Consider the following 14,873-nt stretch of genomic DNA (forward strand, 5'->3'; position numbering starts at 1 on the left):
CTAATCTGCCTCCTATCCCTATGATTGAACAAGATTGTCCTGCCATCTCAATGCTCGTTTTTCAATTAATTTCAAAATCCAATCCGATAGCTTTCCGATAATCGCAAACAAAATAATACTCGCAATGATGGTTTCAGGTGAAAGTGTATTTTGACCAAGCACAAGCAAGTAGCCTAATCCTTTACTCGCACCCATCAGTTCAGCTGCAACAACAAACATCCATCCTAAGCCAAGTCCGCTGCGCAAACCAACGAGAAAAGAAGGTAAAGCAGCTGGAAGGATAACTCTTTTAATTAACTGAAATGTATTTAAGCCATACATTTTACCAACTTCAATTAATTTACGATCCACCCCAGTAATCCCGCTCACCAGATTCAAATAAACCGGGAAAAATACACCGACTGCAATCATCGTTACTTTTGACGGCTCACCAATCCCCATCCACAGAATAAATAATGGTACCCAGGCAAGAGACGGGATCGACCGGAACGCCTGGATCATCGGGTCAAATAGCTGTTCGGCCTTTTTGTAAAATCCAACAAGGGAACCTAAAATAACTGCAGCTATGGTACCAAACACAAACCCTACAAACACCCGATATGTCGTTATCCCAATATGATTCCACAAGCTTCCGTCCTGTGCCATTTGCCGGATCGTTTCCAAAATCGTCGACGGTGCCGGGAGCTGGTAGGCAGGAAACACTCCAATCCTGCTTAAAATCTCCCATACCAGGACAAGTGCAATCGGAATGATACTTCCTAAAAGCAGCGCCTCTCCCCCTCTAAAATTCCGGTTTGTTCGACCACCCTTCTTTTCACTGATTCGGTTGGAAACCACAACAGTTGATGTCAGTTCTCCTTTATGTTTCATGAATTTCTCTCCTCCAACATGTATTATTCACTCCCAATTACCTCTTCTGCAAAGGACGGCTCAATGAGTTCACCAGTAAGTGTTTCAATATCCAGCGCCCCATCAATCACGTCCGTTTCCTGCAGAATCCGGCCCGCTTCCACTAATGCTTCATGATGAATGTCACCAGGTACAGGTTCAGAAAAATCATTCCGTTCCAATTGTTTCTTGGCTACATCAATCTCAATACTTGCCTCTTCCGCCAAAATTTCTGCCGCTTCCTCAGGGTTTTCCACTATCCATTTTCTGGCACGCTCGTAAACTCCAATTACCCGATTGACATAGTCGGGATATTGCTTTGAAAAATCCTCTCTTACATTCAAAAACCCGTATGTATTAAAATCCGGATTACGGTAAAATAATCGAGAATCAGATTCTAGTTCCAGCCTTGCCATATGCGGATCAAGCCCTGCCCATGCATCAACAGATCCAGTTGTTAATGCAGATGCCCCGTCTCCATGCTGAAGGTTCACAATCTCTACTTCATCGGCTGATATCCCTTCTTCATTTAAGGAACGAAGCAAAAAGATATAAGGATCTGTTCCTAGCGTGGCAGCCACCTGTTTACCTTTCAAGTCCTGAACGGAATTTACGTCAGAATCCGGGTTCGTTACCAATGCAGTCCATTCCGGCTTTGAAAAAATATACACATTTTTGATTGGCGCACCATTTCCTTTTGACATTAATGAAGCAGCACCAGCAGCTGACCCAAAGTCAACACTATTGCTATTTAAAAATTCCAAAGCCTTATTACTTCCCTGGCTTAAAACCCACTCAATCCCGATACCTTCCTCACTAAACTCCTCTTCCAGCCAACCGAATTCCTTTAAAACTAAACTCGTTGGAGAATAATACGCATAATCCAGCCTAATTGTCTCCGGCTTCCCTCCCGAGCTCGCCTCCGTACATCCTGTAAGCAGTACAAATGCTATAATTCCAGTAACCAAATACATAAAGTTTTTCACTTTCCATAACCTCCTTTAGTTTTTAAACAGGGAACAGATCGTTCCCATCCCAATACAATAACACTTTAGATATGCGGACGAACCCTGGTAAATCAAGGATTCCAACTCTTCCCACACACCAGATCTTCGCTTTTTTATACCAATAAAAAACCCCCTTCCAATAAGAAGAGGGTTACCATCTATGTATCACTCCTCTTATCTGCCAGGATCTTCTCCTGCAGGAATTAGCACCTTACTTGGCATATAAGCCTAGTAGGTTGCCGGGCATCGTCGGGCCAGTCCCTCCGCCACTCTTGATAAGAAACAACTAAATAATCTATTAATTTTTAATCTTGAGATACACAATAACATGAAGATTTTCCAATGTCAAGAGTGGACCGAGGGGATGGACCGAGGGGACAGGTTTACTGGTCCAAATCAGCAGGGAAACAGTGCCTTTCCTCGTCCTCTATCCACTTTAGTATGCTAAATGAGACCGACAGCTCGCTAGTGCCCGAGCTTTTCCCCATTTTCCTCAATTTATTACATATTGAACAATTTATCCAATTATTATTCTTTATCTTTCATACCATAGTAATGAATAATCACTTTTAAAAAAAAGGATGGTATTCAAATGAAATTATATTTAGATCCAGGTCATGGTGGTTCAGATCCAGGTGGAACAGGCAATGGGATATATGAAAAGGATATCGTTTTAGATATTGCTCTAAGGATTCGGAACATTTTATTAAATGATTATGAAAACGTTGAAGTGCAAATGAGCCGTACAAGTGATAGCAGCAAAAGCCTGGATCAGCGAACAGATGAGGCGAATTCTTGGGGAGCGGATTATTACTTGTCCATTCATTGTAATGCCTTTAATGGTTCTGCTCAGGGATATGAGGATTATATTCACAGTAGCTTATCCGACTCTTCACAGACTGCAGCATATCGGGATATTTTGCATGCTGAGATAAGTAGAGTAAACGAACTGACGAATCGTGGAAAGAAAAAAGCAAATTTCCATGTTCTCCGCGAAACATCAATGCCAGCACTTTTAACTGAAAACGGTTTTATCGATAACACACACGATGCAAATCTAATAAAACAATCTTCATGGCGTGAAAAAGTTGCACAAGGTCATGTAAATGGTTTAGAAAAAGCATTTGATCTCGATAGAAAGGAACACGATTCTGAAACGATTTATAAGGTAATAGCTGGTTCCTTCCAATCACAGGAAAATGCAGATGAAAGAGTAGCTTACTTGGATTCACAAGGTATCGATTCATTTGTTACCACGATTACAATTTCTGGTGAGCAATGGTACCGTGTTCAAGCTGGTGCTTTTTTAAACCGGGAAAACGCGGAGAGACGGTTAAACGAGGTCAAAAATATAGGAATTGAAGATGCTTTCATTGTTACTGAAAACGGAAACCAAGAAGATACTGCTGGGTATTCCATTTTAGGTCAGACTTTTCTATCACCAGAACTGATGAATCAGTATGTTAAAGGGATAAATCCGGATGCTATCGAAATAGGAAACTATTATTTAACCTTTGGAAACTATTATGGAATTAGGGGAGATATCGCATTTGCACAGGCAATGCATGAAACAGACTTTTTACGATTTACTGGTGTTGTACAGCCTGAACAAAACAATTTTTGCGGCTTAGGTGCTACCGGACCAGATAATCCTGGTGCAAGTTTCGATACACCTGAAGAAGGAGTGCTCGCTCATATGCAGCATTTATTTGCTTACGCATCTACGGATTCATTACCTGATAAATATCCACTCGTTGACCCCCGCTTTGACATGGTAACCAGAGGATCCGCGGAGAGCTGGGTTGCGTTAAACGGAAAATGGGCGGTGCCCGGGGATAATTATGGTCAAAACATTTTAAATATATATGAAAGAATGATTCAATCTACAATTCAAAAATTAGAAGAAATACTGCAAGCTATACAAGAATAACATAGTTATCTACCTCTTTTTATATTTACTATACTATTTAACTACTCTCCTTTCCGACAATTTACGTACTATAACGTAAATCTAAGAAAGGTGGAGTTTTATGTTAAATTTTTCAATGATTGGATTGGTCCGACGTAACGGAAAGAAAATGGACAAAAAAATAAGGCAAGAAATGATTCACTTTTATCGGCCATTTCGTAATATCCCTTGTTTTCTGCAAAGTCCAATCGAGCGAGTCAGGAAGAAGACGAAGAAGCTTCCTGTCGTAATAAAGTTTGAGCCAGGTTCCTTTGTATCTGGTTTAAATGATGTAAAGAAAACAAAATGCAAATCCCTTCACGAATATCCTTCCATTTCATGTTGTTCAGCCAAACTATCCGTAGAAAATATTGAGCATCTAGTCAAAAACTGCAGCCACATCAAAAAGGTCTACTATGACAGAAAGATGACAACCCTACTTGATACTGCATCTCCAGCAATAAACTCAGGTCTATTAAAAGATAATGGATTAACAGGAGAAGGTGTCACGATCGCTGTTATCGATACAGGAATACACCCACACGAGGATCTAAAAGGTCGTATCATTGGGTTTGCAGATTTCATTAACGGGAGAAATAATCCATATGATGATAATGGACATGGTACCCATTGTGCCGGGGATGCAGCTGGTAATGGCTCATTATCTGACGGAAAATACCAAGGACCGGCACCAGATGCCAACTTAGTTGGAGTTAAGGTTCTGGATAAGATGGGGACCGGTTCATTATCAACTGTTATTGAAGGTATCGATTGGTGTATCCAAAATCAGGCCGAATATAATATTAATATCCTTTCCCTCTCACTTGGTTCCGATGCTATGGAGTCTGCAGAAGATGATCCTGTAGTAAATGCTGTTGAAACAGCGTGGGATAACGGGATGGTTGTTTGTGTAGCTGCCGGTAACTCAGGCCCCGCCGAACAAACCATTGCAAGTCCAGGCATAAGTCCAAAAGTGATTACAGTTGGTGCAGCTGACGATACCAATACTGTCGAGCGTTCTGATGATTCAGTTGCTGATTTTTCAAGCAGGGGACCGACCATTGATGGCCTGACCAAGCCAGATCTGTTAACGCCAGGTGTCGAGATTATTTCCTTACGCGCACCCAACTCTTTCCTCGACAAAACAAACAAAAAGGCACGCGTAGATGGAAACTATATGTCCTTATCCGGAACTTCAATGGCTACACCGATATGTGCAGGAGTAGTTGCACAGCTACTTCAAAGCGCTTCTGATTTTACTCCGGATCAAGTAAAAGAACAGCTTATGAACGCGTGCGAAGATTTGGGACAATCCCCCAATGTACAGGGAGCAGGCTATTTAAATGCCGCTATTTTGATTAGAGATGAAGCAACAAAAGTATAAAGCTAGTTTAAGAGCATGTATTAGGCTGATTTATAGAGTTTCATCACTATGTCAAAATCCACTTAGAATTTCACCTTTATTGGTGATAAGCCATGTTTAGCTAGAGGGGAAAGATAGGAAGTTTGGAGAGTGCTTAATTTTTAAACACAAAGATGTATCAGCCTGCCCACTTGCCTTGGGGTTTGGCGGATGGGCTGATTATAATACTTTGGCCATACTTTAGAACAGACCGTTTTGAATCTGCATTGCAAATTGTCGTGAAGTTTAAGACTAAGGCCGCAAATAGCGGAGGACAACCACCCTTTTAACGGCATCTGCCCTCTCACCCTTATTTAAATATACCAAATGGTTTTCCCACTTGCATGCTGAATCCAACATTTTGATATTCCTGTTATGCTCGGTAACTGTCTTTATGATGCTCCGTGTGTCGCTTTGATCCTAGCAAATATAGCGTCCCTTTTTTGTATGTCCGGTAAAAGCTTTTTCTCCGGATTTCCCTTCGCTTTTAAAGTTTATCCCATGATGAAGGTCTTTTCTGGATTTCTCTGCTCGTTTTGTTCATCACCTTAATGAAGGTCTTTTCTGCTGATTCTCCTGCTCACTCTGATCTTCATCACCTTGATGAAGATCATTTCTTCTGCTTTTCTTACTCATTTTGATCTTCATTACCTTGATGAATGTCATTTCTTCTGCTTTTCCTGCTCATTTTGATCTTCATCGCCTTGATGAAGATCATTTCTTCCGCTTTTCCTGCTCATTTTGATCTTCATAGCCTTGATGAAGATCATTTCTTCCGCTTTTCCTGCTCATTTTGAGCTTCATCGCCTTGATGATGATCATTTCTTCCGCTTTTCCTGCTCATTTTGAGCTTCATCGCCTTGATGATGATCATTTCTTCCGCTTTTCCTGCTCATTTTGAGCTTCATCGCCTTGATGAAGATCATTTCTTCTGCTTTTCTTGCTCTCTTTGAGCTTCATCACCTTGATGAAGATCATTTCTTCCGCTTTTCCTGCTCATTTTGAGCTTCATCTACTTGATGAGAGTCATTTTAACCTTAAGGTATTAATACCATAAATCTTTTAAACTACCAATAAACATTATAAATAAAAACGAAGCCTACCATTACTAGATAATAGTATACTCCGCTATATCTTATAAGAATATTACACCCACTTCGTCGTAATAACCTTCTTACGCGTATAGAAGTGCAATCCATCTTTTCCATTTGCATGAAGGTCACCATAGAAGGAATCTTTCCATCCAGAAAATGGGAAGAATGCCATTGGTGCAGGTACTCCGATATTGACACCAAGCATCCCTGCATCAATGGTTTCCCGGAATCGGCGAACACTACCACCATCCTTGGTGAAAATACAAGCTCCATTAGCAAAGCGAGATTGGTTGGATAAATCAATGGCGTCATCCAAATTCTTTACACGTGCAATCGATAGCACTGGCGCAAAGATTTCATCTTGCCAGATTTTCATTTCGGATGTGACGTTATCGAAAATCGTCGGTCCAACAAAATATCCCTTTTGTTTAACTGCTTCATCTGTTCTGCCATCACGAACGAGTTTTGCCCCTTCTGCTTCTCCAGTTGCAATATAGTTCAGTGTTTTCTCTTTATGCTGATCGCGAATAACTGGTCCCAGGAAAATTCCTTCATCCAAGCCATTTCCGATTTGTATTTCATTGGCTTTTTCGGTTAGCAAGGAAATAAACTCATCAGCAACCGATTCCTCCACCGCTACGACCGATGCTGCCATACAGCGTTCCCCTGCGGAACCGAATGCAGCATTCATGATTTGGGTAGTCGCATTATCCAGATTTGCATCACTTAATACAATCGAATGGTTTTTGGCACCTGCTAGTGCTTGCACACGTTTCAAGTTGTCTGTTCCACGTTTATATACATATTCCGCAACTGGCTGTGAACCGACAAACGAAATCGCAGCGACTTTTTTATGATCCAATAAGCCGTTTACGACGTCATGTGCCCCATGGACGATATTAAACACACCTTCTGGTAAGCCTGCTTCCTCCAGCAATTCTGCTAAACGATTTGCTAGAAGTGGTGTACGTTCGGATGGTTTTAATACAAATGTATTTCCTGTTGCGATTGCCATCGGGAACATCCAGCAAGGCACCATCATTGGAAAGTTAAATGGAGTTATACCACCAATGACACCGATTGGATAACGGTAAACACCTGATTCAAGATCTGTTGCAATCGATGGAAGCTGTTCTCCCATCATTAAGGATGGTGCTCCTGCAGCAAATTCTACATTTTCAATTCCACGTTGCACTTCACCATATGCTTCCGCAAAGTTTTTCCCATTTTCAATCGTAATTATTTTCGCCAGTTCTTCCCAATGATCTACCAATAATTGCTGGTATTTAAATAGAATGCGGGCACGTCTTGGGACAGCTACTTCCTTCCACGATTCGAACACCTCTGCAGCAACCTGTACGGCATGGTCAACATCCTCTTGGGTTGAGACAGGTACTTGTGCAATGACCTCACCTGTTGCCGGATTATATACTGGTTTCGTTTTATCTGTCTTCGCTTCTATCCATTTACCACCTACATAGTTTTTTACATCTTTTACTGCTGTTTGTGTCAATTGAAATCCTCCTTGTATTTATGTTATCTATTAATAAACCTATTCTTTTGCATAAAATAGTTAACTAGCTTCCAGATACTGCCTCGCAGTTAACTTAACCGGATTGGCTATTCATCTACATGTTCTCATTAAAAACTTTCTTCAGGACAGCAATCATAAAATCAACATCATCATCCGTACTGGACAGCGGCGGGCTAAGTGTCAAAATATTATTATAACCTGCAACGGTATCTCCGTTTTGCCAATAATGAGTCCCCGATCTTTACAATCCGCAATCAGCTTGCCAACGCGTTCCTTTGACCCTGGCTGCTTGGTCTGTTTTATCCTCCACAATCTCGATTCCGACGATTAAGCCAATGCGCGTAAATCACCAACGTAGGCATAACTTTTCAGTTCATCTAATTCTTTTAGAAGACGATCACCTAATTCAACAAAAGATTTATTCCCCATTGTGACTGAGTTGTTTCCGGAGGTTTGACGGGAATGAAGGTCTTTTCTATGGATTTTAATCTTCATCTCCTGGATGAAAATCATTTCTATAACTTTTTCATCTCACTTTGATCTTCATCGCTTTGATGAAAATCATTTCTATAGCTTTTTCTGCTCACTTTGATCTTCATCACCTGGATGAAGATCATTTCTATAGCTTTTTCTGCTCACTTTGATCTTCATCACCTGGATGAAAATCATTTCTATAGCTTTTTCTTCTCACTTTGATCTTCATCACCTGGATGAAAATCATTTCTATAGCTTTTTCTGCTCACTTTGATCTTCATCTCCTGGATGAAAATCATTTCTATAGCTTTTTCTGCTCACTGTGATCTTCATCGTCTGGATGATCGTCTTTTCTACTGATTTTTCATCAGTGGCGTGGATAGGAACAAGTTATTCAAAACCTAAAGCTATTATAAAACCCCAATATCTAAAAATAGAATGAATTTATGTCAGCACTTTTCAGTTTTATACAGATGAAAGTTGTTTTAAAGAGACGGTATATTAAAAATCAAAAAAGACCAAGTGGCTCTACCACTCAGCCTCAGCTATGGAAATTATTTTGTGCCGCTGCACCTGTTCCACTGGCTCCTCCGTCTAAAGCCTTCCACATCCACTATTCAATAATAAATTCATTAATTAAATCATACGTTTTCAATAACAGTTCATTCATATTCTTATCCTTCATAAACTTTAATTCGATAGTTAAGCCTCCAGACAGCGTAAGTTTGATTTCTGAATCTAAATCCAGTCTACCTGCCGTCTCGATTGAGTAGGTAACAATACTTTTAAAAGGTATGGAATAATATTCTACCTTTTTGCCTGTAATCCCTTGTTTATCTGCAATCAAAATTCTTTTATCCGTGAAAACCGCTATGTCCCGCATTGTTTTTACACAAAATTCTACAGTTTCTTTTTCAGATATAAATTTTTTCACCGAATCTGATAAGGGGACTTCATTATAAAAAGTAAATACCTTGTTCGGACTCACATTTGCCATTCAATCACTCCTTTTGTAATGTAAAAGAATTGCTCAGCTTAGCATGAAGAATAACTCTAGTTTTGTTTTTCCACACTTCTATTATACCAAATTTTGGTATGTCTTTTAATTTATTTCATATAACCTATCAGTTAATAGATTAAAACTGCGCACCATAACTTCTATGTCACATTTCCTTCATCATATGAATAACATTTTTTCGACACCCCTGTTATACCAGCTTTTATCGGATATAATGAATATATAGGAGATCTTCTTTCATATGAGTTAGAAATGTTGCGTTTCTTATGTGTTGTTATTCTAATATTTTATATCTATCACTGTTAAAAAAGGAACTACCAGAAATGGTCCTCATCAACTGAATACCTTCTCATAACCAGGGAGAGGGAGGTCTGACCTATCTCAAAATAGTGAGAATGCTGAAAAGAAGCCCGGTAAGTGGCGGATAGAAGTCCCATCAACTCTTATAGTTCTATCAAGGAACCACAATACTCATCATCAACATAAAATATATACTAAACACAAACAAACAACTAAATAGAAGAGAAAGAGCAATCGATGCTTTTTTGAAAAACGATAACACAATTAATCCACCAAATAAAATGGAAAAAAGAAAGAAGTATACCGTGTTTATGTTTACAACAAAGTCAATTGTGCTAAGAGAATCGATGATATTAGGATAAAACAGATGGAATAAAGGAGATACTGCATTACTTGCTAGATAATCCCCATGAGGAGGCTGTTGTTTTGAAAAAAAAGCTGTAATAGTAAAAATCGCAAATAAAATAAAGCCTTCTGCACGAACCAAGGGAATGGGATTAAATGTGGGGTCTTTTGATATTTTACTTTTCACAATTAGTCCATTCATCGACGCATAAAATAAAAGTGGCAGGATGAGTATATGTTTTATTAATAACCCTTGTCCATAGGAAACCTGCCACGAAGCAATATATCCATCCACCATCACATCCATTAAGAACATACCACTAACAGCTGCAGCAACAAAACAGACCATTGCAACCTTTGAAAACCAGCTTAAAAATTCAAGCCAATTTTTATGATTAAGCGAACACCAGCCAATGATAAGCAAGATCCCGACCCAAATGCTGACAGCGGTCAAATGCAGAAAGTCGCTGATAATTCCTTTCATTGGATCCATAGCACTCGCATGGCTTGTCCAAGCCTCCGTCAATATCAACCCAAACGTAAGCAATATTCCTATCTTAGCAAACATACTCATTTCATTCGACTTCATCGAAGCAAATAACAGCATTAACATACTAGAACCAAAAAGGGTAAGAATCCATGCAGTTCCAATTGTGTAGGTTGTTAAAACAACCTGTAATGATTCAAACAAACCTATACGTGGGGCAATATAAAATGTTATATCTAATACAGGAATAAATGCAAAAACAGGTACCAGGACGGTGATAATAGATAATAGATGCATTGGAATTTTTATATCTGGACGGTAGTTATTTGGGACAAGCAGGAGAATGAAGATTCCTGCTAAAAACGAAAAGCATAAATATAAAAGCGATTGACTGGAAATTATCAATATATCCATTTTTTATTTCTTTCTTTTAGTAAGTATGAAGGAACCACCTGCTCCAAGAACAACTAGAAGAACAATTAAAATCGTCTCCATCGAAGACGATTCTGTTTCCAATTCCTCCGCTGGTCCTGCTTCCTCCTGGTCTACCGCCGTCGTCTCCACCTCTGATACTGCTTCCTCATCTGTTTCTGACGGTGCCTCTGTTATTTCTTCCTCAAACTCAGAAACCGGGGCATTGACAATAAACGAGAATCCCCCTTCTAATGGATGACCGTCTGCACTAACAATGCTCCAATTTACTTGATATTCATCATTTACGAGTGGCTCATCAATAACTCCTGTTAATGTAGACCCACTAATCATAACTTCTTGCAGTTCGATAGATTTCCCATCTATTGTTTTTACATCTATAAAGCTACCCTGTTCAATTTCCCCCTCAAATTCAAGAACAATTTCATTCAATGTCTCCGTTAAAATGTCACCATCTGCCGGGTTTGATTCTTCAAAACGTGAGTGAGAATAAGCACTCGTAGAAATAGATAATGTTAGTAAAAATACTGACATTGCTATATAAAAACGTTTCAAATAATCCCTCCTCACTTGTACTGGGAAATGCACTTTGCCTTTTCCCTGTCAGGTAATGTAAATCCTCGGTATCTATGCAAGTTAATATTATGGGAAAATAACCCTCACTTCACTAACTATTAGAAAACTTGGCATGACCCAAGCCTTTTCAGTGAATACCTTACTTGCTTAAAAAGAAAGGGCTGCTACATTTTACTTAGCAGCCAGCCCTTCCTATTTTTACTTATGATTATGATGACAACTTGCATCTGTCTGTGCTGATGGACGCGGTAAATCTAATGCTGGGTTGCCGTCAAAGAAACCATGTGGTTTTAATGTGAACCCGATATATTCAGTCGGCATTACTGGCCAATCTTCCGGACGTGTAATATGATGAACCCCCATATTATACCAAACAACAATATCCTCGTTTTCAATATTGCGGTTCGCTTTAACCCAATGATCCAGGGTACCTCCACCTTTATTTTGGTTAGGATATTTCCCGGAAGCGTACTTTTGATCACGGTCAAACTTTGTAACATGCAAATGGTTTTTAATAAATCCTGCACGTTTCATTACACTTGATTCCTCGTGAAGAAATGGAACAGAGTTGTGACCAGGTACAAGAGCATAGCCTACTGGTTCACCAACATAGTTTTTAGAGTTAGGATTAATAATCTTCCAACCCCGTGCTGTTTCAAGATTCATTCTTCGCTGTGCTTCCAATTCTGTTTGTAACGTTGTTGTTTCATGATAGAAAGCATTTAATTTTGGATTGTTTTTTGAATCAGGCTTTGATGCCACTGTGTTCCACTCTACAACGGAATTCTTTTGACCATCGATATGTGTATCGATACGATAGTTAAAAATGTGTTGGTGAATTGGTGCACTAATTTGTGGCGCAACCTCTGATCCATACCTTGGGTTTTGACCTTCTTCAATTGCACCAACGTTCAATATACCTGTTAATTTGGCTTCATGTTCGATTTTGCCATCTGTATAGAAGTACCAGAAGAATCCATAATCATAGTTTGCGACTGTAGTGAAGAATGAAATTACTAAACGACGGGAGCGACGTACTTCTACTTCTTCTGTTCTCCAGTCTGTATGTTTCCAGGCAATTCCATAATCTTCTTCATGAATACAGATCGCATTTGGAATTTTGTGAATCTCACCTTTACTAGTTGCCATAACCGCATCTAAATAGCGAATTTCCCCTAGACAGTCACATCCTAGTGTTAGAGAGTTTGCTAACTGTCCAATTCCATATTCACCTGCATCAAAAGCACATTGCCAATCATGAGCTGGATTTGTATCCCCATAAGGAACAACCATTTCCGATAAAGAAGCACGATATAGTACAGGTCTCTTTTTACCTTTATCATAATAATCGACTGTATTAAGCACTAGCCCTTCTCTAGCTGTATAACCAACCCGGATGTCCCACTTTTGCCATTTAATATTGTGCCCGTCAATCTCAAAGCTTGGCCCTTCTGGTTGCGTAATATTCAATGGTTTTAAGTCTGTACGAACTTCCATTTCCTCATTTTGCTCTGGGACATATGGTGCAGCTGTAGGCGCAATTGGCTTGACACCGTGATCTTCAATTCGTACAATTTCCATCTTTGCTAGATCAACTACAGGTAATAGTCCTGTAAGTGGATATGCATACGCATTATCACCGGGGAATTTTCTTACAAAACATAGTGCCTTAGCTAGTCTTTTTCCATCATCCTCTGGAAAACCAGTGTCACCAACAGACCATGGATCAACCATAACTAGATCCGGGTTATCGATACCGCGTCTTTTTAAAGCGGCAATAAATTGAGGATCTTTTTTTACCGTTTCTTCAAGTTCTGAATATTCTTCAAAAAGAAATGACGGTTGAACACCTGGGATATGTTGATAAGATAATACCTCTTCATTTGTAATAGAGACTACTGCTTCGTACGTCGCACTATTAGAAGTGTCTACGACAATAGCAAAGGCTTCGCGTTGAATCGGATCGCCTTCTTTAAAGTTTAATACAACTTCTTTAGGAGGTTCGTGTAAGCCAACTTGTTCAAATCTTGAAGCTGCCGTTAAATTCTTTTTATCTTTCAAAATAGCAACCGCTTGCAAAATTTCTTCTTCTGTTAATGGCTCAAGTGGGTGGTTTACCTTCGTAACTACTGATTCCTGAACTGACATTAATCAAACTCCCCTTTACTAATAATTTTGTTAAGAACAATACTTGTACCAGTTTAAAGGTATCTTCAAATAACCTTTATCAGCTTGTTCTGGCTTAACAATACGTTGCTATGGCCTGCGATGAGTTATGAAGTATTGTCAATCGTTGTTTGGTGTCAAACTAACATTTTCCATCTTGTCCAGTACGGTAATAGAAATTGTTGTGTTGAAATATCCTTTTTACCCCTATTCAATAAGCCATTAATCACGCTCCTTTTAGTTATGCGCCTACATTGTGAAAGTAAATGCAGGATTATAGCGCTGATCGTTGGGTTTAATCATTTTAGAAAATACACCCAATTAAAACTTTACTCAATATTACGTCAATTAAACCTTAAATTTATATTAACTTAATACTTTTTCATATTATTGTAAAAAACGGAACTATCCCGTAAAAATAACTTTGGAAGGAATGTATAATAATTTCCCCCTCAATTATCGCATTATATCAACCTTCTTACTTTAACAGTATATTTTTATACACTATCTGAATTTAAAGTGCATACTTACAAATTAGAGAATTACACAGTATACTGATGTGTAAATTAAAGGAGGGATAAATATGGATGTTTCAAACTTCGAAGAGAATACTCTCCGTAAAATGAAAGCAATTAACTTCACGATACATTATGATGATGGAAAAGATTCAAAAGGTATTTTTGAAGCAGATATTGTTCTTATAGGCATTTCAAGAACATCAAAAACTCCTTTATCACAATATCTGGCTTATCGGGGACTCAAGGTGGTAAATGTGCCTGTTTTACCAGAAGTAGACCCGCCTAAAGAACTTTTTTTAGTGCCAGCAGAGAAGTGCTTTGGTTTAGCCTCTACGCGTGAAACACTGATTAAGTTTCGAAGAGAAAGACTGAAGTCAATGGGTCTTAGCCCGGATGGAACTTATGCAAGTGTGGATAGGATTGAAAAGGAATTACGGCATTTCCAAAGAATTATAAAACGTATAGGATGTCGTGTAGTAGATGTTTCCAATCAAGCAATTGAAGAATCAGGGGATCTGATTTTTGATATATATCATGGGAAGACACGATAAATAAATAGAGGAATTAGTTAACAATCAGATTCAGTTTTTAAATCCTTTCAGTTAAAAGCATCCGCAATAAATGGCAGTAATAATTCCCTGATTTCCCCTTTTAGTATACTTTTATATACTATGTAATATTAAA

12 protein-coding genes and 1 riboswitch are annotated in these 14,873 nt (G+C 38.9%); of the genes, 3 read left to right on the forward strand and 9 right to left on the reverse strand.

Translation table 11 applies throughout. The features are described from left to right. Positions 1–18 precede the first annotated feature (18 nt). Together A4245_RS09915 and A4245_RS09920 are read right to left on the reverse strand one after the other, a co-directional pair. Entirely contained in the window at positions 19–870 is an 852-nt protein-coding gene (locus A4245_RS09915; RefSeq protein WP_084268752.1) for an ABC transporter permease, read from the reverse strand. 23 nt (positions 871–893) lie between these two features. Continuing rightward, on the reverse strand, positions 894–1,874 hold the full coding sequence (locus A4245_RS09920; protein WP_067727578.1) for an aliphatic sulfonate ABC transporter substrate-binding protein: 981 nt from the start codon (positions 1,872–1,874) through the stop codon (positions 894–896). A 192-nt stretch (positions 1,875–2,066) separates the two neighbouring features. Next, positions 2,067–2,177: riboswitch (SAM riboswitch) on the reverse strand. Between the two features lie 310 nt (positions 2,178–2,487). On the opposite strand from A4245_RS09920, the gene A4245_RS09925 reads away from it, so the two are divergent. Both A4245_RS09925 and A4245_RS09930 read left to right on the forward strand, forming a co-directional pair. After that, positions 2,488–3,825, forward strand: coding sequence for an N-acetylmuramoyl-L-alanine amidase (locus A4245_RS09925; RefSeq protein ID WP_067727579.1), 1,338 nt, complete (start codon positions 2,488–2,490; stop codon positions 3,823–3,825). A 100-nt stretch (positions 3,826–3,925) separates the two neighbouring features. After that, on the forward strand, positions 3,926–5,227 hold the full coding sequence (locus A4245_RS09930; RefSeq protein WP_067727580.1) for a S8 family peptidase: 1,302 nt from the start codon (positions 3,926–3,928) through the stop codon (positions 5,225–5,227). Between the two features lie 561 nt (positions 5,228–5,788). Here A4245_RS09930 and A4245_RS20785 read toward each other — a convergent pair. The 7 genes from A4245_RS20785 to A4245_RS09960 form a co-directional block, all read right to left on the reverse strand. Continuing rightward, positions 5,789–5,911, reverse strand: coding sequence for a hypothetical protein (locus A4245_RS20785; protein WP_267886911.1), 123 nt, complete (start codon positions 5,909–5,911; stop codon positions 5,789–5,791). A 480-nt stretch (positions 5,912–6,391) separates the two neighbouring features. Further along, entirely contained in the window at positions 6,392–7,852 is a 1,461-nt protein-coding gene (locus tag A4245_RS09935) for a CoA-acylating methylmalonate-semialdehyde dehydrogenase (protein WP_067727581.1), read from the reverse strand. A 348-nt stretch (positions 7,853–8,200) separates the two neighbouring features. Further along, the gene (locus tag A4245_RS20375; RefSeq protein ID WP_067727582.1) at positions 8,201–8,386 is read right to left on the reverse strand and encodes a hypothetical protein; all 186 of its coding nucleotides are present in this window, start codon (positions 8,384–8,386) and stop codon (positions 8,201–8,203) included. A gap of 574 nt (positions 8,387–8,960) precedes the next feature. Beyond that, a complete protein-coding gene (locus A4245_RS09945) occupies positions 8,961–9,344 on the reverse strand; it encodes a PH domain-containing protein (protein ID WP_067727583.1) in 384 nt (127 codons plus the stop codon). 475 nt (positions 9,345–9,819) lie between these two features. Beyond that, positions 9,820–10,911 (reverse strand): copper resistance D family protein, encoded by a 1,092-nt coding sequence (locus tag A4245_RS09950; protein ID WP_067727584.1) that lies wholly within the window; start codon positions 10,909–10,911, stop codon positions 9,820–9,822. 3 nt (positions 10,912–10,914) lie between these two features. Continuing rightward, positions 10,915–11,484: a copper resistance CopC family protein gene (locus A4245_RS09955; RefSeq protein WP_067727585.1), complete on the reverse strand. Its 570-nt coding sequence runs from the start codon at positions 11,482–11,484 to the stop codon at positions 10,915–10,917. A 219-nt stretch (positions 11,485–11,703) separates the two neighbouring features. After that, complete coding sequence (locus A4245_RS09960; protein ID WP_067727586.1) at positions 11,704–13,653, reverse strand: primary-amine oxidase; 1,950 nt, start codon at positions 13,651–13,653, stop codon at positions 11,704–11,706. Between the two features lie 601 nt (positions 13,654–14,254). On the opposite strand from A4245_RS09960, the gene A4245_RS09965 reads away from it, so the two are divergent. Beyond that, a complete protein-coding gene (locus tag A4245_RS09965; protein ID WP_067727587.1) occupies positions 14,255–14,740 on the forward strand; it encodes a kinase/pyrophosphorylase in 486 nt (161 codons plus the stop codon). Positions 14,741–14,873: the final 133 nt, after the last annotated feature.

Source organism: Oceanobacillus damuensis (assembly GCF_001618145.1).
GTDB classification, from domain to species: Bacteria; Bacillota; Bacilli; order Bacillales; family Amphibacillaceae; genus Oceanobacillus; species Oceanobacillus damuensis.